Source organism: Rathayibacter sp. AY1D5, assembly GCF_002932515.1.
Lineage (GTDB): Bacteria > Actinomycetota > Actinomycetes > Actinomycetales > Microbacteriaceae > Rathayibacter.
Genome location: NZ_PSVU01000042.1, coordinates 1 through 16,897, shown reverse-complemented (window position 1 = coordinate 16,897; position 16,897 = coordinate 1). Strand labels below are relative to the sequence as shown.

Here is a 16,897-nt window from a genome sequence, read left to right as displayed (position 1 = left end):
CCCATCCGCACGCGAACGCACGGTGTCAAGAGCCGACCGAGTGAGTCTACACGCGGCCCCGGAGCCTGGCTAGGGCGGGGAGACGTGCGGCCAGGAGCCGCTCAGTTCGGTAGCCGCTCAGGTCGGGACCCGCTCAGGTCCGGAGCCGCGAAGCCTGGGAGCCGCGCATCTCCGCACCCGGTCCCCCGAGGAGTCGCCCCGCATACAGCCCCCCGGCCCCGAGCCGCAGCACGATCGACGCGCGAGCCCGCGCCCACCGACCACCCGTCCGCTACTGCGACGCCCGCCGAGCCCGGTACGCGGCCACGTTCGCGCGATTGCCGCAGTTGCCCGTGTCGCAGTAGCGCTTCGAGCGGTTGCGGGAGAAGTCCACGAGCACCGCCTCGCAGTCCTCCGCCGCGCAGACGCGGATCCGCTCGCGCTCATCGCCGCGGATCACGTCGACGAACGCCATGGCGGCCTCGACCAGGATGCGGGTGGCGAGCGGGCTCTCGTCGCGCGTCGCGTGGAGGTGCCAGCCGTAGGGTCCGTGCCGGACCAGCTGCGGGAGCGCGCGGCCGGAGTCGAGCATCCCGTTGACGACGGGGACGAGGTCCTCCTCGGCCCGCGTGAGCCAGAGGGTGCGGAGGGAGGAGCGGATCGCCCGCACGGCCTCCAGCTCCTCGGTCGATCCGTCGCGGCTGCCCGTGTACCGGTTCTCGAGGAGGAAGTCGTCCAGCTGCTCGATCGTCGCCATCTCGTCCTCGCCGGACGGCGACAGCTCGGGGAGCGTGTTGACGAGGGTGGCGGTGGAGGTCAGTGACGCCTCGACGTCATAGGCGAACACCATGTTGACTCCTGACAGTGCGGCTCAGTAGTGTGCGATCAGCTCGCTGTCACGAGTGTAATCCTTTTGACTCCTGAAGGAGCCGGCCATGACCGCCGAGAGCACCGCCGCCGTCACCCTCCCCGCCGCGAGCGCGCCCGCGCCGGCACGGCGCCTCGGCTCCGGCCTCGTCGCGGCGCTGGCCGCGTCGGCGGCGTTCGGTCTGGGCGGGCCGTTCGTGAAGCCGCTCCTCGAGGCGGGCTGGACGCCGGCGTCCGCGGTCCTCTGGCGGTCGGGCGGCGCGGCCCTGATCCTCGCGATCCCGGCGATCCTGTCCCTCCGCGGCCGCTGGCCCGTGCTCCGCCGCAACCTCGGCACGATCGCCCTCTACGGAGTCTTCGCCGTGATCGCCGCGCAGCTCTGCTTCTACAGCGCGATCGAGCACATGTCGGTCGGCGTCGCCCTGCTGATCGAGTACCTCGCGCCGGTGTTCCTCGTCCTCTTCGCCTGGGCGCGCACGCGCCGGCACCCCGGCCGCTTCACCCTCGCCGGCTCCGCGCTCGCGCTCGGCGGCCTGGTGCTCGTGCTCGACCTGTCCGGCGAGTCGACGCCCGAGCTGGTCGGCATCGCCTGGGCGCTGACCGCCTCGCTCGGCCTGTGCGTCTACTACGTCATCGCCGGCCGGGTGGATCCGGAGCTGCCGCCGATCGCGCTCACGGCGGGGGCGATGACCGTCGGCGCCGCGATCCTGCTGGCACTCGGGGCGCTCGGCGTCACACCGCTGCGCGCGACCTTCGGAGAGGTGGTGTTCGTCGGAGCGGAGGTCAGCTGGCTCCTCCCCGCGGGCGTGATCCTCGGCATGTCGACGGTGCTGGCGTATCTGCTCGGGATCGAGGGCGGACGCCGTCTCGGCACGCGGATCGCCTCCTTCGTCGGCCTGACGGAGGTGCTGTTCTCGATCGCGGCCGCGTGGCTGATCCTCGGCGAGCTGCCCGCGCCGATCCAGTTCGGCGGCGGCGCGCTCATCCTCGCGGGGGTCGTCCTGGTCCGTCTGCAGCGCGAGCCCGGCACCCCCTGATCGCAGGGGTGCCGCATCCGGGGCGCCGGGCACCCCGTACGCTGATCGCACTCATGCGCGAGCCCACCCGATCCCCGCGACGCGTCGCCGCGGTCCTGGCCGCCCTCGCACTCCTCCTCTCGGGCTGCGCGAGCACCACTCCCGTCTCGGAGCCGGTGGCGCAGGCGCTCGGAGCGGCACCCGCACCCGACTGGTCCGGCGTGAGCGTGACGGCCGACGTCGTCTACGACGCGAGCACCGGGCAGAGCGTCGACGTCTGCTCCTCCCCCGCCCCGTCGGCGGAGCCGCGGCCCGCCGCCCTCGTCGTGCACGGCGGCAGCTGGACCCGTGGAGGCAAGGCCGACGCGAACTGGCGCCCGATCTGCCAGTGGCTCGGATCGGAGGGATTCGTCGCCGTCTCGGTCGACTACCGCCTCGCGCCCGCCGCCGTGTTCCCCGCGCAGCTCGACGATGTGACGGCCGCCCTCGACTGGCTGCTCGAGCCGGAGCAGACCGCGCGCTTCGGCATCGATCCGGAGCGGGTGGCGGCCTTCGGCGGCTCGGCCGGCGGCAACCTCGCCTCTCTGCTCGGCACGCTGCCGTCGACCTCGTCGCGCCTGGCCGCCGTGGTCGACCTGAGCGGTCCCTCCGATCTCAGCGCCGCCGGCCTCGCCGACGACGACCCGATGGTCGGAGTCGCGGCCGCCGTGCGCAGCTACCTCGACTGCGCGGACCTCGCCTCCTGCCCCGCTGCGACCGCCGCCTCGCCCCTCGCGCAGGTGGACGGCTCCGAGCCGCCGTTCCTCATCGCGCACGCGGCGCACGAACGGGTCGCGCTCAGCCAGTCGACCCGCTTCGCCGAGGCGCTGCGCGGAGCGGGCTCGAGGGTCGACCTCCTCGTCCTCCCCGGCTCGCTGCACTCGATCGCGCTGCTCGACGACGCTCTGCGCGCTCGGGTCGTCGAGTTCCTCCGCGCCCACCTGGGCTCGTGAGCGGAGTCGTCGTCCGCCTCGAGGACGCAGCCGGAGCGGAGGGCCTCCTCGCCGCGGTCCCGGCCCCGCACGCCCGCGTGCTGATCGCCCGGATCGACGGGGCGGCGGCCGGCGTGCTGGTGCTCGCTCCCGGCCCGGACGACTTCGCCGAGGTGCTGGAGCTCGTGGTCGCCTCCGTCCACCGGCGCACGGGAGTCGCCCGACGGCTCGTCGCGGCGGCGGAGTCGTGGGCGCGGGTGCAGCGGATCCGCACGCTGCGCCTGGCCGCCGCGCCGGAGCTCGCCGCAGCGGCCGAGGCGCTCGGCTTCACGGCGATCGACGGCTTCGGAGCCCACGTCGGCGACGACGCGGTGCTCTGCTTCGCGCGTCCGGTCTGAGCAGCGCCCGATCCGAGGCGTGTGCCGCTCCCGAGAGGCAGTCCCGCCTCGTCCGGCGCGCACCCCCGCCGTCAGTCGATCGAGCAGCCCGGCTCGTCCGACAGCGCCCGCTCGATCCGGGCGCGGTGCTCGTCCGACATCGGCGGCAGCGCGTCGGGCGCGAACCAGCCGACCTCGGTCGACTCGTCGTCCGCGACGTGGGCCTCCCCCGAGATCCAGCGGCAGCGCACCACGTGGTCGAGGTACTGCGAGCGGTCCCCGTTGGGGTACTGCATCGGCGGGAGGGTGTGCACCTGCACGAGGCGCTCGACCTCGATCTCGACACCCGCCTCCTCCTGCGCCTCGCGGCGGGCGGTCCCGGCGACGGTCTCGCCCGGGTCGATGATCCCGGTGACGGCCGTCCAGGCGCCGGTGTCGGCGCGCCGGACGAGCAGGACCTCGAGCGCCGGCTCCTCGCGGAGGATCACCGCGGTCACGCCGGTGAGCCAGAGCAGCTCGGTCCCGATCCGCTCGCGCAGCCGCAGCACGAAGTCGGGAGTCGCCATCAGTGCTCTTCGGGTCGGAAGTCGAACGCGACGATGCCGGCCGTGTCGACGAACGGCCCGACGAACTCCTTGAACGCGTCGTGCGCCGGATCCCAGTGCGCGGGGTCCTCGACGGCCGGCCGGCCCAGGTAGTAGTGCAGGTCGCCCTCGGAGGAGAAGGTCAGCAGGAACGCGCGGTCGAAGCCCTCGCCCGCGCCCTCGATGCTCAGCTGCGGCCCGGTCTCGATCGACTCGATGTAGGGCCGTCCGTCGCGGACGCACTCGTCGGCCAGGGCGAGGAAGCGGCGGGTGACCTCGTCCGCCTCGGCGACCAGCGCCGTCGGGCGGAAGCGGATCAGGACGAGGTGCCGGAGCGTGCCCGGGCGGAAGTCGCGGGCGACGAAGCGCTCCGGACCGATCTCGTCGAGGACCGCGGTGGCGCGCTCCGGGCCGCTGCGCCAGCGCGAGCCGACCGTCTCGGCCGCATCCCTGATGTCCGTCATGCCGACGCCTTCCCGGCGCGGGCGGCACGCCGCCGCTCACGATACCCCTCGACCAGGTTGTAGACGACGGGCAGGACCACGAGGGTCAGCACCGTCGAGGACACCAGGCCGCCGATCACGACGATCGCCAGCGGCTGCGAGATGAAGCCGCCGTGGCCCGTGATCCCCAGCGCCATCGGCAGCAGCGCGAAGATCGTCGCGAGGGCGGTCATCAGGATGGGCCGGAGCCGCCGCTCGGTGCCGTGCAGCAGCGCCTCCCGCACCGGCATCCCGCGGTCGCGGTACTGGTTCACCAGGTCCACGAGCACGATCGCGTTCGTGACGACGATCCCGATCAGCATCAGCACGCCGATCAGGGACGGCACGCCCAGCGGCACGCCGGTGATCACCTGCAGGAGGATCGCGCCGGTCGCCGCGAACGGCACGGACACGAGCAGGAGCAGCGGCTGCAGGAGCGAGCGGAACGTCGCCACCATCACGACGTAGACGATCAGGATCGCGACCAGCAGCGCGATGCCCAGCTGCGAGAACGCGTCGGCCTGGTCGGCGGTCACTCCGCCGAGGGAGGCGTCGACACCGGCCGGAAGCGCCGTGGCGTCGATCGCGTTCTGCACGGCGACGTTGGCCGAGGCGAGGTCGTCGCCCTCCGGGGTGACGGTGATGGTCGCGGTGCGCTGGCCACGCTCGGTGGTGATGCTCGCCGGACCGTCCGTCTGCTCGACCGCCGCGAGGGTGGAGAGCGCGACGGTGCCGGTGAGGGTCGGCACCTCGAGGTTCCGCAGCTCGTCCACGGTGGCCGGCGGCTGCCCGTCGGCCAGGTAGATCGAGAGGGTGCGGTCGTCGATCACGACGCTGCCGACCTGGCTGGGCTGGAGCGCCTGGCTGACGATCGTGCCCACGGCGACCTCGCTGAGACCCGCCCGGGCCGCGGCGTCGCGGTCGACCCGCACCGCGATGTAGGGCAGCGAGGAGGAGAGGTTGCTCTCGGCCTGGCTGATCCCGTCGGTCCCGCGCAGGGCCTCGAGGAGCTGGTCGCTCGCGCTCTGGAGGTCGCTCTGCGAGGCGGTCGAGAGATCGACCTCGATGTCCGAGGAGGCGCCGAAGCCGGAGGAGGCGGCGACGCTGATGTCCTCGGCCGAGGCGACGCCCGACAGCGCGTCGCGGACGTCCGCCTGCACGGCCTCCTGGTCGGCCGACTCATCGGTGGTGACGGAGTAGCGGATCGAGGTGCCGCCGCCTCCTCCCCCGCCGAACGCGCTCTGCAGACCGCCGGAGGAGCCGACGGTGAGCTGGACGGTCTCGACGCCGTCGACGCCGAGGATCGCCGTGCTCGCCTGCTGCGCCGTCGCGTCCTGCGCGTCGAGGCTCTGGCCGACGGGGACCGTCTGGGTGACGGTGAAGGTGTCCTGCCCGCTGGAGCCGAGGAAGTTCGTCTTCATCAGCGGGTACAGCGCACCGGTCCCGACGAGCACGAGCAGCGCCAGGAGGACGGTGACGACCGAGTGCTTCAGCGTCCAGTGGATGATCGGGCCGTAGACCGACTGCAGCCCGCGCGCCCGGCGGGGAGCGGCGTGGGCGCCGTGGTGCGGGGCCTCCTCGACCGGCGCGGCGGTGTCGGCCGGGACGCCCGAGGCGGGTGCCCCTCCGGCCGCCGCGCGCTCCTCCGCGAGCGCCGCCTGCGCGGCCTGGCGCACCGCCGGCCGCTTCGAGGGGCGGAGGAACCAGTAGGCGAGCACCGGCACGATCGTCAGCGCCACCACGAGGGAGGCGAGCAGGGCGATCGACACGGTCAGCGCGAAGGGCCGGAACAGCTCGCCCGTGGTGCCGCCGACGAACGAGATCGGCAGGAACACCGCGACCGTGGTGATCGTGGAGGCGGTGATCGCGCCGGCGACCTCGCGGACAGCGACCGCGATGGTCCGGGCCCGGTCCTCGCCCGCGTCGAGGTGCCGCTTGATGTTCTCGATCACGACGATGGAGTCGTCGACCACACGCCCGATCGCGATGGTGAGCGCGCCGAGGGTCAGGATGTTGAGGGTGTAGCCGGCCGTCTGCAGGCCGATGAAGGTGATCAGCACCGAGGTCGGGATCGAGATGGCCGTGACCAGGGTCGAGCGCACCGACAGCAGGAACAGCAGGATCACCAGCACGGCGAAGACGAGGCCGAGCGCCCCCTCCTGCGCGAGCGACGCGATCGACTCCTGGATGTAGGGCGCCTGGTCGAAGACCGGGGTGAAGGCGGCGTTGTCGCCGATCGACTCCTCGAGGTCCGGGAGCAGCGCGGCCACGCCGGTCGACACGTCGACGGTGTTCGCGGCGGGGAGCTTGGTGATCGAGAGGGTCAGGGCGGGCTGGCCGTTGACGCGCGAGATCGAGGTGACGGGGGCGTCGGTGACGGCGACGGTCGCGACGGAGCCGAGGGTGGTGACCGTCGGCTCTGCGGTCACGGCCGCGCCTCCCGCCGCCGCTCCGGCGTCGGAGCCGCCGGCGGAAGCCCCGGCACCCGCGGAGGCACCCGCGCCCGCTGACGCACCGGCGCCGCCCGCACCCGCGGAGGCACCTGCGGACGGCAGCAGCGGCAGCGCCGCGATCGCGTCGGTCGAGTCGAGCTTGACGCCCGACTGCACCGAGAAGGTCGACCCGTCCTGGGTGATCTGTCCGCCCGCGACGAGCACGCCGTTCTGCTGCAGGGCCGAGCGGATGTCGCCGGTCGAGAGGCCGGCCGCGGCGAGCGCCGCGTCGTCCGGAGTGATCGTGACGCGCTGGGCGGTCTCGCCGACGAGCGCCGCCTCGCGCACGCCCTCGACCTTCTCCAGGTCCGGGATGACCGTGGTGCGCAGGCGCTCGGCCAGCGCGTCCGCGTCGCCGTCGCTCGACACGGCGAGCTGCAGCACCGGCAGGTCGTCGAGGGAGCCGGTGACCACCTGCGGGTCGACGCCGTCCGGGAGCGTGCTCTTGATCCGGTTGATCGCCTGCAGGATCTTCTGCTCGGCGGTGGCGAGATCGGTGCCGTAGGTGAAGGACGCCGAGATGAGGGAGGAGTCCGTTGAGGACGTCGCGCTGGTCGTCTCGAGCCCCGGCACCCCCTGGATGGCGGTCTCGATCGGCGTCGAGACGTCGTCGTTGACCACCTCCGGAGCGGCGCCCGGGTAGGACGTGACGACGGCGAGCTGCGGGAAGGAGATCGACGGCGCGAGCTCCTGCTTGAGCCCGGTCAGGGCGACTCCGCCGAAGACGGCGATGACGACGGTGACGAGCGCGATGAGCGCCCGGTTCTTCATGCTGAGGACCGCGAGGAGATGCACCCTCCGAGTCTTCCATCAGCCGACTGAGTGTTGGGAGGGACGCGGCGTTCCGGGGCGCGCGACGGGGCGACCCGCGCCACCGGCGGGCCCGGACGCCCTCAGCCCAGGCGGACCTCCGCCGTCGACGACCCGACGGGGAGGCTCACTGCAGCGCCCGCCCCGGCGCTCGAGAGCGCGAAGTCCCCGGCGAAGGCCCGGACGCCGACGCGCCCCTCGGCGTCCGTCCGGAGCACCGTCGGCTCGAGCCACCAGTCCCCGCGGATCCGCGAGCGCAGCGCCTCGTAGGCCGGCTTCGGGCTCCCGTCGCGGCGGAGGAACCCGCCCGGCGCTCCGAGCCAGGCTCCGGCGTCGTCGAAGCCCCAGTAGGTGATCGCCTCGACCGCCGGATGCGCGACCAGCGTCTCGTAGTGCCGCACCATCTCGTCCGCCTGCCGCGCCTCCCCCTCCGGAGTGGTCGGCCAGTGCTCGACCACGTGGTCGTTGAGGTCCTCGATCTCGGCGGGCATCAGCTCGCCCGAGACGAGGGTGGTCTCGGTCCAGTGCAGCGGCAGACCGAAGCGCGCGAACCTGTCACAGATCGCCGCGATCTGCTCCTCCCCGCGGAACCCCTGGTGCATGTGCGACTGCAGGCCGATCGCGTCGGGCCGGATCCCGGCCTCGAGCACGTCCTCGATCAGCCGCTCGTACTCGGGCCCGAGGTCGAAGTCGTTCAGCACGAGCACCGGTCCGGTGCCGAGGCTGCGCGCCTCCGAGAAGGCCAGCTCGACCATGCCGACGCGTCCCTTCTCGCGGGCGAGGCGGGTGACGGCGTTCGTCACGCCGTCCGGCTCGTTCGCGAAGCGCGGCATGATGACGACCTCGTTGATCGCGTCCCAGGTGTCGATCAGCCCGGCGAAGGCGCCCACCTCCCGGCGGATGCGCGCGCGGAGGAGCTGCTCGGCCTCGTCCAGCGGCAGCGCGTCGAGCCACTCCGGCTTCACGTAGTGCCAGACCAGCGGGTGCCCCTTCAGCCGGACGCCGTCCGCGGCGAGCGCGCGCGCCTCGGCGAGCACCTCCTCCGTCGCGGTGCGGCCGCGCTCCGGCTCGAAGCGGCCCCAGTAGACGGGGAGCGTCGCCGTGTCGAACAGGTCGAGCCAGAGCCGGCGCTCCTCGGCGCGCGCGGGGTCGGTGCTCGGAGGGGTGCAGCCGAAGGCGAAGGCGTGGCGGCGCTGCTCGACCGTCACGTCGGCGTGGGCGAGCGGAGCGCCGTCGGCACCGAGGACGGTGACGAGGGCGTCGGCGAGACGGGGGCTGAAGTCGGTCATGCGGGGCCTCTCAGGCGGGGTGGCGCTCGTCGAGCGCCGTGTACTCGGATCGGGTGAGCGGGAGGACCGCTCCGTGCTTGGTGTCCTCGGGCAGGTCGAACTCCTCCGCGAGCTCCCAGCGGCCCGAGGCCGGGTCGGTGCTCGTGTAGGCGCGGTAGCCGTAGGGGCGGAGGGCGTACTGGTCGACCCAGAGCGACCAGCGCTCCTCGCGGTGGTGCCGGAAGACCAGCGGCCCCTCGATGCTCGGGCCGAGCTCCTGCCCGATCCCCCGGGCGACGGTGGCGAAGTCGTCCGCGAGGAGGGAGGAGCCGACCTGCTGGAACACCTGCATCGTGTCGGGGGCGTCGTCGTGCTGCTTGGCGAAGCGGTGGACGGCCGTGCCCTCGATCAGCAGCGTCATGTCGATCACTCCGCCGGGAAGCCGCAGGTAGGTCTCGGGCTCGGCGAACGTGCGGAAGTCGCGCGTGCGGGAGAGCAGGATGCGGCTGTCGCCCGTCTCCCCGGTGGCGGGGTCGCCGTCCTCGGCCAGGCCGGAGGACCAGTGCACGAGGAAGTCGCCCGAGACCGGGTCGTAGACCGACTCCGGCGCCCAGGCCATGCCCGCGCCCTCGGGAGCGACGGCGACCGCGCGCGGCTCGGACCACTCGAGGAGGTCCGGGGAGTCCCAGACCACGAGGTCACGGCTCCCCCGGTGCCGGTAGTGGTCCCAGTCCGGGCCGTCGGGCCGCCAGACGCGGAGGTCGGTGGCGACGAGGTGGAAGCCCCGCGGCCCGCGGACGATGTGGGGGTCGCGGACGCCGCCCGTGCCGCCGGTCCACTCCAGCACCGGCCCGAGCGCGCGCCAGCGCAGCGGATCGTCGCCCCGGCTGAGCGAGAGGAAGATCTTCTCGCTGTGGCCGGTCCGGTCCTCCACGAAGTGGACCAGCAGGTAGCCGTACCCGTCGCTCATGAGAGAACGATCTCACACGCCCGGCGGGCACTCCACCTCAGACCACGTCGGCGAGGTACCCCGGGTCGGCTGCCGGGTGCCGCGCGACCTGCGCCCACGCCGTCGCGAGCGCCTCCACGGCCCGGTCGGTCGCCTCGGGCGAGTAGCCGATCGGGATGCGGAGGAAGCGCTCGAAGGCGCCGTCGATCCCGAAGCGCGGGCCCGCGGTGATCAGCAGGCCCGCCGTCCGGGCGGCGAGCGCGAGCTGCGAGCTCGCCGGCCGGCCCAGGCCCACCCAGGTGGAGAGGCCGCCCGAGACCCGCGGCACGCTCCACTCCGGGATCGCGCGCGCCAGGGCCGCTTCGAGGTGGTCGCGGCCCGCGCGCAGCTGCGAGCGCCGCAGCTCCAGCACGCCGTCCATCCGGCCGAGCATGTCCGCGACCAGGAGCTGCTCCAGGATCGGCGTGCCGAGGTCGCTCGCCGAGCGCGCCAGCGCCAGCTTGCGGATCACCGCCCGCTCGGCGCGGATCCAGCCGATCCGGATGCCGCCCCACAGCGTCTTGCCGACGGAGCCGATCGAGAGCACCGTCCCCTCGGGCCCGTAGGCGGCGAACGGCAGCGGCGTCATCCGCCGGTCGATGTCGAGCTCGGCCGTCGTCTCGTCGGCGATGATCAGGGTCCCCTGCCGGGCCGCGGCGGCGATCGCCCGCTCCCGCAGTTCGGGGGCCATGGAGCGGCCGGTCGGGTTGTGGAAGTCGGGCATCAGGTAGGCCAGGCTCGGGCTCGTGCCGCGCAGCGCGGCGATCAGGCCCTCTCCGTCCCAGCCGTCCGCCCCGTCGACGTTCACCGGCACGAGCCGCGCGCCTGCCAGCCGGAGGGCCTCGTAGGCGTGCGGGTAGGTCGGGGCCTCGATCAGCGCCCGGTCGCCCCGCGCGAGCAGGGTGCGGGCGACGAGCGCGATCGCGTGCTGCGCGCCGATGGTCACCATGATCTGGCCGGGCTCGGTGCGCAGACCCCGCGCGGTGTAGCGCTCGGCGATCGCGCGGCGCAGCACCGGCAGGCCGACGGTGTCGTAGGAGCCGGAGTCGAAGTGCTCGGGGGCCGCCTGCGCCGCGCGGGTGTACGCGTCGGCCAGCTCGGGGACGGCGGGCAGGGCCGCCTTGGTGAAGTCGAGGAAGTCCGGCGCGAGCGAGGGCACCGCGTGCACGGCCGCTCCCGGCAGGCGGGTGACGCTGCCGGAGCCGCGCACGCTGACGAGGTAGCCGCTGTCGCGCAGCTCGCGGTACGCGGCGGCCACGGTCGTGCGGCTGACGCCGAGGCGGGCCGAGAGCTCGCGCTCGGCGGGCAGGCGGCTGCCCGCGGGAATGCGGCCGTCGATCCCGAGGAGGCGGATCCGATCGGCCAGCGCGAGGTAGGCGGGCCGGGTGCCGCGCTGCTCGCGCCAGTCGCCGAGGAGGGTCTGCAGGGCGCGCGCGCCGAAGTGGACATCAGCCATGCGTCCAAGGTAGCCGGATTGGACCGCGCGAAGAAGGCCAATGTCGCGCTGTGATGAGTCCATGACGCTCACCGCTCCCGTCGCCGCCGCCGCTCCCCCAGCGGGCCAGTGGCGCCTCCGACCCGTGCCGCGCCTGCTGGTGGGCCTGATCCTCTACGGATTCGCCGACGCGATGATGATCCGCGCGGCGATCGGCGTGGACCCGTGGACCGTCTTCGCCCAGGGGGTCGCGCACCAGACCGGGCTCGGGATCGGACTGCTCACGAACGTGATCGGCCTGCTCGTCCTGCTGCTGTGGATCCCCCTCCGACAGCGGCCCGGTCTCGGCACCGTGCTGAACGTGCTCGTGGTCGGCACGATGATCGATGTCGGGCTGCGCGTGCTGGCGACGCCGGACGAGTGGTGGGCCCGCGGCCTGCTCTTCGCCGGAGGCCTCGTGCTTCTGGCGGTCGCGAGCGGGATCTACATCGGCGCCCACCTCGGTCCGGGGCCCCGCGACGGACTGATGCTGGGCCTGCACACCCGCACGGGCCTGCCGATCTGGGTGGCGCGCTCGGGCGTCGAGCTCGCGGTGCTGCTCATCGGCTGGGCCCTCGGCGGCGACGCCGGCCTCGGCACCCTCCTCTTCGCGGTGCTGATCGGGCCGCTCTGCTCGGTGACCCTGCCTCTGCTCGGGGTGCGGAGGCACTGACCCGCGTACGACGGAGGCCCCGCCTCCCGGACCGGTTCCGGGAGGCGGGGCCGTCGCGATCGGATCGGCTAGCGCTTGGCCGCGATCTCCGCACGCATCCGCGACGCCTCATCGGAGTCCTGGATCGAGGCGATCCCCTCGGTGATCGAGGTGCCCGACGCGGGGGCCTCGTGCTCGTCCGCTCCGAGCGTGGTCTCGTCGAAGGGCGAGCGCCCGCCGAGGACCTCGCGGACCTGCACCATGTCGATCTGCTTGGTCCAGGTGCCCACGAGAAGGGTGGCGACCGCGTTGCCGGTGAAGTTGGTGACCGCGCGGGCCTCGGACATGAAGCGGTCGATGCCGACGATCACGCCGACGCCGTTGACCAAGTCGGGGCGGAAGGACTGGAGGCCGCCGGCCAGCGTGGCCAGGCCCGCTCCGGTGACGCCCGCGGCGCCCTTCGAGGCGATCATCATGAAGAGGAGGAGGCCGATCTGCTCCGGGATCGACATCGGCGCTCCGGTGGCCGAGGCGATGAACAGCGACGCCATCGTGAGGTAGATCGCCGTGCCGTCGAGGTTGAAGGAGTAGCCGGTGGGCACGGTGATGCCGACGACGGGCTTGGAGACGCCGAGGTGCTCCATCTTCGCGATCAGGCGGGGCAGCGCCGCCTCCGAGGAGGAGGTGCCGACGATGAGCAGGTACTCGCGGGCCAGGTACTTCATCAGCGAGAAGATGCTGACGCCGGTCACCAGGCGCAGCAGCAGGCCGAGGACGACGACCACGAAGATCGCGCAGGTGATGTAGAAGCCGATCATCAGGGTGGCGAGAGCGACGACCGCTCCCCAGCCGGTCTTGCCGACGACCGCGGCGATGGCGCCGAACGCGCCGATCGGGGCGACCCAGAGCACCATCGAGAGGATGCGGAAGACCAGGACCTGGAGCTGCTTGATCGCTCCGAGGATCGGCTGGCCCTTGGCGCCCATCTTCTGCAGCGCGAAGCCGACGAGCAGCGCGACGAAGAGGGTCTGCAGGATGCTGCCGTCCACGAGCGAGGAGAACAGCGAGACGGGGATGATCCCGAGGACGAAGTCGCTGGTGCTCTCGGCCTTGAGGTCGCTGGTGTCGTAGGTGGCGCTCGAGATGTCGAGGCCCTCGCCCGGGTGCAGGATGTTGCCGACGACGAGGCCGATCGCCAGGGCGAAGGTCGACATCACGATGAAGTAGCCCAGCGCGAGTCCGCCGACCTTGCCGACCGTGGCGGCCTTCGCGATGGAGCCGATGCCGATGACGATGGTGCAGAAGATGATCGGCGCGATCATCATCTTGATCAGTCCGACGAAGGCCTTGCCGACGGGCTCGAGCGTCGCCGCGAAGGCGGGAGCGACGAGTCCGACCACGACGCCGGCGACCACGGCGATGATGACGGCGATGTAGAGCCAGTGGTTCCGGTCGATGCGCCGCCGGGTCTTCGGAGGGGTGACCGCGGGGATCAGCCGGTCGGACGGCGTCTGAGGCGTCTTCGCCATGGGGGTGTCCTTCTCTTCGTCGAGGTGAGGGGGTAGGACGATGGTGGCCCCGCCTCCGGAGCCCGGCACGGTTGCGTTCATACTGTTCACGGCGGGGCGCCCCGAGCGCTCGCTCACGAGGGAGTGGCATGGTCAGGACGCCGAGCGCACGCGGACCGCGCGGCAGCATCGCCGCGCGCCTGTTCGCCGTGCAGCTGCTGAGCATCCTGCTGATCGCCGCAGCGGCCGTCGCGGTGCTGGCCCTCGACGCGCGGAGCCGGGCGGGCGACGAGGCCGCCCAACGGAGCCTCGTCGTGGCGCGGACGGTGGCCGACAATCCGTTCGTCCTCGAGTCGACGGCCGGTGCGGATCCCTCCGCGAGCCTGCAGCCGTACGCCGAGGAGGTCATGCGGGACACCGGCGTCGACTTCCTCACGATCATGGCCCCCGACCGCACCCGGTACACCCACCGCGACCGCGACCGGATCGGCCTGCCGTTCCAGGGCACGATCGAGCCCGCGCTGGAGGGGCGGACCTTCACCGAGACGTACACCGGCACGCTCGGGCCCTCCGTCCGCGCCGTCGCGCCGATCGAGGACGCCGACGGCGCGGTCGTCGCGCTCGTGTCGGCGGGCGTCACGCTCTCGGCCGTGGACGCCTCCTTCGCCGCCCGCGTGCAGGTCGTCGCGTGGGGCGCGCTCGGTGCGGTCGCGCTCGGCGCGCTCGGCTCGTGGCTCCTCGCCCGCTACCTGCGGCGGGTCACGGGCGGGCGGGGCCCGGAGCAGATGAGCCAGGTCTTCGCCTACTACGAGTCCGTCCTGCACTCGGTGCGGGAGGGGCTGCTGCTGGTCGACGACCGCGGCCGACTGGTGCTCGCCAACGACCACGCGCTGGAGCTGCTCGGGCTCGAGGGCGTGCGGACGCCGGTGCCGGTCGCCGAGCTCGACCTCCCCGTCGCCCTGCGCGAGCTGCTGCAGGACGACGAGCCCGTCTCGGACCGCCTGGTCGTGGCCCGCGAGCGGATCCTCGTGGTGAACGAGCGGCCCGCCGCCTCCCCCGGCGCCCGCCCCCTGGGCACGGTCGTCACGCTCCGCGACCGCACCGAGCTGCAGCGGGTGAGCGGCGAGCTGGAGTCACTGCGCACCCTCTCGGACGCGCTGCGCTCGCAGACCCACGAGTTCTCGAACCGCCTGCACACCATCGCGTCGCTGATCGAGCTCGGCCGGCCCGACGAGGCGCTCGCGTTCGCCGCCGGCGAGCTGAACCTCAGCCAGCGCCTGGCCGACCGGGTCCTCGGCTCCGTGCAGGAGCCGGTGATCGCCGCCCTGCTGCTGGGCAAGGCCGCGCAGGCCCGCGAGCGCGGCGTCGAGCTGCACTTCGAGACGCACCTCGAGCCCGGCACGCAGGGGCTGGAGCCCGGGGACCTCGTGACGGTGCTGGGCAATCTGATCGACAACGCCCTCGACGCGGCCGCCTCGTCCGCTCCGGACCGCGAGCCGTGGGTGGAGGTCTACCTCGGCCTCGCGGAGGGCGAGCTGGTGGTGCAGGTGTCGGACAGCGGCCCCGGAGTCGCGAGCGCCGCCGACGTCTTCGCGCGCGGCTACTCGACGAAGGAGTCGGACGGCTTCGGCCGCGGCATCGGCCTGGCGCTGGTGCAGCAGGTGGTGGAGCGCCTCGGCGGCTCGATCGAGGTCTCGCGCCACGTCGGCGCGGTGTTCACGGTGCAGCTGCCGCTGCCCGCGCGGGTGGCGTCGTGATCCGGGTGCTCGTCGTCGAGGACGAGCCGCTGACCGCGAGCGCCCACGCCGACTACGTTCGACGGGTCGACGGCTTCGAGGTGGCCGCGGTCGCCGGCAGCGGGGCGGAGGCGATCCGGGCCCTGCGCGCGGACCCGGGCATCGCGCTGATCCTGCTCGACATGAACCTGCCTGACATGGGCGGCCTCGACCTCTGCCGGGCCGTCCGGGCGGCGGGCCTGGACGTCGACGTCATCGCGATCACCGCCGTCCGCGACGCCGCGAACGTGCGCGCCTCCGTCGCCGCCGGCATCGTGCAGTACCTGATCAAGCCGTTCGTCTTCAGCGCGTTCGCCGCCAAGCTCGCCAGCTACCGGTCGTACCGCGAGCGGATGCACGGCGCCGACGTCGCCAGCCAGCACGAGGTGGACGGGGCGTTCGCGGCGCTCCGCACCTCCAACGCCCCGGGTCTGGCGAAGGGGCTCTCGGCGCAGACCCTCGAGGCCGTCACCGCGCTGCTGGGCCCCGTCGGCCTCTCGGCGGCCGAGCTCGCCACCCGCCTCGATATCTCGCGGGTGACCGCTCGCCGCTATCTCGAGCACCTCGCCGACTCCGGAGTCGCGGACCGCGCGCCCCGCTACGGCTCCGCCGGCCGCCCGGAGCTGGAGTACCGCCGCCGCTGAGCGCGCGTCAGGCGGCCCGCAGTGCGGCGGCGATCTCCTCCTCGATCAGGTCGTGGTTGATCGCCGCGCCCACGCGCAGCCCGTCGGCGGACGAGGCGACGACCTGCGCCATCGGCTCGACCAGCGAGCCCGCGGCGAAGACTCCGGCGACGCCGGCCCGGCCCATCGGATCGACGGCGAGGTGCCGCGCGACTCCCGACGGGTGGTCGGCGAGCTCGAGGCCGAGCCCCTCGGGGAGCCGCCCCTCGACCCGCGGGCCGACGACGAGCGCATCGAGCTCGTGCCGCCGACCGTCGATCACCACGCCGACCAGGCGGTCGTCCTCGACGAGGACCCTCTCGACGCGGCCGGGCACCAGAGCGATCCCGCGGGCGGCCAGCGCCGCCGCCTCGTCGCCGGCGGGCGCGGGTGCGCCGTGGAGCAGGATCGACGTCCGGTCGCTGAGCTGCCGGAACATCTGCGCCTGGTGCCCGGCGAACGAGCTGCCGAGCACGCCGATCCGCCGGCCGCGCACCTCGAAGCCGTGGCAGTAGGGGCAGTGCAGGACGTCCCGTCCCCAGCGGGCGCCGAGCCCGGGGATCTCCGGCAGCAGGTCGCGGACGCCGGTCGCGAGCAGGAGGCGGCGCGCGCGGAGGACCGTGCCGTCGGCGAGGGTCGCGGTCACGCCCTCGGCACCCGCGGAGGCGCGGACCGCCTCGCCCTCGACCACCCGGGCACCGTAGCCCTCGGCCTCGGCGCGCGCCAGGCGCACCAGCTCCGTGGGCGGGACGCCGTCGCGGGTCAGCACGTTGTGGGCACCGGGCGAGGGTGCGTTGCGTGGAGGTCCGCCGTCGACGACGAGGACGTCGCGGAGACTGCGGCCGAGGGCGGTGGCAGCGGCGAGGCCGGCGAAGGAGGCGCCGAGGATCAGGACGTCGGCGGGGGCGGGGACGGAGAGGGCCTGATCGCCGCGCTGCGCGGCACGAGCCCGAGCCTGGCCTACCTGATGCCCGACTTCCACAACCCGACCG

Annotated in this window: 15 protein-coding genes; 6 read left to right on the top strand and 9 right to left on the bottom strand. The window is 73.5% G+C overall.

Annotated elements, in window-relative coordinates; genetic code table 11:
• Window positions 1-271 precede the first annotated feature (271 nt).
• Entirely contained in the window at window positions 272-829 is a 558-nt protein-coding gene (locus C5C82_RS12695; RefSeq protein ID WP_104262740.1) for a CGNR zinc finger domain-containing protein, read from the bottom strand.
• 85 nt (window positions 830-914) lie between these two features.
• Between C5C82_RS12695 and C5C82_RS12690 the strand changes: the two genes are divergently transcribed.
• The 3 genes from C5C82_RS12690 to C5C82_RS12680 are packed head-to-tail and all read left to right on the top strand — an operon-like array spanning window position 915 to window position 3,231.
• The gene (locus C5C82_RS12690; RefSeq protein WP_104295278.1) at window positions 915-1,883 is read left to right on the top strand and encodes a DMT family transporter; all 969 of its coding nucleotides are present in this window, start codon (window positions 915-917) and stop codon (window positions 1,881-1,883) included.
• Between the two features lie 53 nt (window positions 1,884-1,936).
• Window positions 1,937-2,854, top strand: coding sequence for an alpha/beta hydrolase (locus tag C5C82_RS12685; RefSeq protein ID WP_104355177.1), 918 nt, complete (start codon window positions 1,937-1,939; stop codon window positions 2,852-2,854).
• On the top strand, window positions 2,851-3,231 hold the full coding sequence (locus C5C82_RS12680; protein ID WP_104292230.1) for a GNAT family N-acetyltransferase: 381 nt from the start codon (window positions 2,851-2,853) through the stop codon (window positions 3,229-3,231). Before C5C82_RS12685 ends, C5C82_RS12680 begins: the two co-directional genes overlap by 4 nt.
• Window positions 3,232-3,302: 71 nt before the next feature.
• On the opposite strand, the gene C5C82_RS12675 is transcribed toward C5C82_RS12680, so the two are convergent.
• From C5C82_RS12675 to C5C82_RS12650, 6 genes are all read right to left on the bottom strand, one after another.
• Window positions 3,303-3,776 (bottom strand): NUDIX domain-containing protein, encoded by a 474-nt coding sequence (locus C5C82_RS12675; protein WP_104226172.1) that lies wholly within the window; start codon window positions 3,774-3,776, stop codon window positions 3,303-3,305.
• Window positions 3,776-4,258 carry a Dabb family protein gene (locus tag C5C82_RS12670; RefSeq protein ID WP_104249875.1) on the bottom strand — a complete coding sequence of 161 codons (483 nt, stop codon included), beginning with the start codon at window positions 4,256-4,258 and terminating at the stop codon, window positions 3,776-3,778. The genes C5C82_RS12675 and C5C82_RS12670 overlap by 1 nt, the downstream gene beginning before the upstream one ends.
• Window positions 4,255-7,563 carry an efflux RND transporter permease subunit gene (locus C5C82_RS12665; protein ID WP_104260392.1) on the bottom strand — a complete coding sequence of 1,103 codons (3,309 nt, stop codon included), beginning with the start codon at window positions 7,561-7,563 and terminating at the stop codon, window positions 4,255-4,257. Before C5C82_RS12665 ends, C5C82_RS12670 begins: the two co-directional genes overlap by 4 nt.
• A gap of 98 nt (window positions 7,564-7,661) precedes the next feature.
• Window positions 7,662-8,867 (bottom strand): endo-1,4-beta-xylanase, encoded by a 1,206-nt coding sequence (locus C5C82_RS12660; protein ID WP_104355176.1) that lies wholly within the window; start codon window positions 8,865-8,867, stop codon window positions 7,662-7,664.
• Between the two features lie 10 nt (window positions 8,868-8,877).
• Entirely contained in the window at window positions 8,878-9,816 is a 939-nt protein-coding gene (locus C5C82_RS12655; protein WP_104355175.1) for a glycoside hydrolase family 43 protein, read from the bottom strand.
• A gap of 37 nt (window positions 9,817-9,853) precedes the next feature.
• Window positions 9,854-11,290, bottom strand: a complete 1,437-nt coding sequence (locus C5C82_RS12650) for a PLP-dependent aminotransferase family protein (protein WP_104292227.1) — start codon at window positions 11,288-11,290, stop codon at window positions 9,854-9,856.
• A 61-nt stretch (window positions 11,291-11,351) separates the two neighbouring features.
• Between C5C82_RS12650 and C5C82_RS12645 the strand changes: the two genes are divergently transcribed.
• Entirely contained in the window at window positions 11,352-11,981 is a 630-nt protein-coding gene (locus tag C5C82_RS12645; RefSeq protein ID WP_258066105.1) for a YitT family protein, read from the top strand.
• Window positions 11,982-12,049: 68 nt separating this feature from the next.
• Here C5C82_RS12645 and C5C82_RS12640 read toward each other — a convergent pair whose 3' ends face one another.
• The gene (locus C5C82_RS12640) at window positions 12,050-13,489 is read right to left on the bottom strand and encodes a cation:dicarboxylate symporter family transporter (RefSeq protein WP_104223811.1); all 1,440 of its coding nucleotides are present in this window, start codon (window positions 13,487-13,489) and stop codon (window positions 12,050-12,052) included.
• A gap of 128 nt (window positions 13,490-13,617) precedes the next feature.
• Between C5C82_RS12640 and C5C82_RS12635 the strand changes: the two genes are divergently transcribed.
• A complete protein-coding gene (locus C5C82_RS12635) occupies window positions 13,618-15,225 on the top strand; it encodes a sensor histidine kinase (RefSeq protein WP_104260395.1) in 1,608 nt (535 codons plus the stop codon).
• Complete coding sequence (locus tag C5C82_RS12630; RefSeq protein ID WP_104355174.1) at window positions 15,222-15,887, top strand: response regulator; 666 nt, start codon at window positions 15,222-15,224, stop codon at window positions 15,885-15,887. Before C5C82_RS12635 ends, C5C82_RS12630 begins: the two co-directional genes overlap by 4 nt.
• A gap of 7 nt (window positions 15,888-15,894) precedes the next feature.
• On the opposite strand, the gene C5C82_RS12625 is transcribed toward C5C82_RS12630, so the two are convergent.
• Window positions 15,895-16,897 (bottom strand): NAD(P)/FAD-dependent oxidoreductase (locus C5C82_RS12625; RefSeq protein WP_308471859.1); only part of this gene is annotated, 1,003 nt, incomplete at its 5' end.

Coding starts and splice junctions, on each gene's coding strand:
- C5C82_RS12640 (WP_104223811.1), bottom strand. CDS start 13,489: ATGGCGAAGACGCCTCAGACGCCGTCCGACCGGCTGATCCCCGCGGTC.
- C5C82_RS12690 (WP_104295278.1), top strand. CDS start 915: ATGACCGCCGAGAGCACCGCCGCCGTCACCCTCCCCGCCGCGAGCGCG.
- C5C82_RS12645 (WP_258066105.1), top strand. CDS start 11,352: ATGACGCTCACCGCTCCCGTCGCCGCCGCCGCTCCCCCAGCGGGCCAG.
- C5C82_RS12695 (WP_104262740.1), bottom strand. CDS start 829: ATGGTGTTCGCCTATGACGTCGAGGCGTCACTGACCTCCACCGCCACC.
- C5C82_RS12675 (WP_104226172.1), bottom strand. CDS start 3,776: ATGGCGACTCCCGACTTCGTGCTGCGGCTGCGCGAGCGGATCGGGACC.
- C5C82_RS12635 (WP_104260395.1), top strand. CDS start 13,618: ATGGTCAGGACGCCGAGCGCACGCGGACCGCGCGGCAGCATCGCCGCG.
- C5C82_RS12660 (WP_104355176.1), bottom strand. CDS start 8,867: ATGACCGACTTCAGCCCCCGTCTCGCCGACGCCCTCGTCACCGTCCTC.
- C5C82_RS12685 (WP_104355177.1), top strand. CDS start 1,937: ATGCGCGAGCCCACCCGATCCCCGCGACGCGTCGCCGCGGTCCTGGCC.
- C5C82_RS12655 (WP_104355175.1), bottom strand. CDS start 9,816: ATGAGCGACGGGTACGGCTACCTGCTGGTCCACTTCGTGGAGGACCGG.
- C5C82_RS12650 (WP_104292227.1), bottom strand. CDS start 11,290: ATGGCTGATGTCCACTTCGGCGCGCGCGCCCTGCAGACCCTCCTCGGC.
- C5C82_RS12670 (WP_104249875.1), bottom strand. CDS start 4,258: ATGACGGACATCAGGGATGCGGCCGAGACGGTCGGCTCGCGCTGGCGC.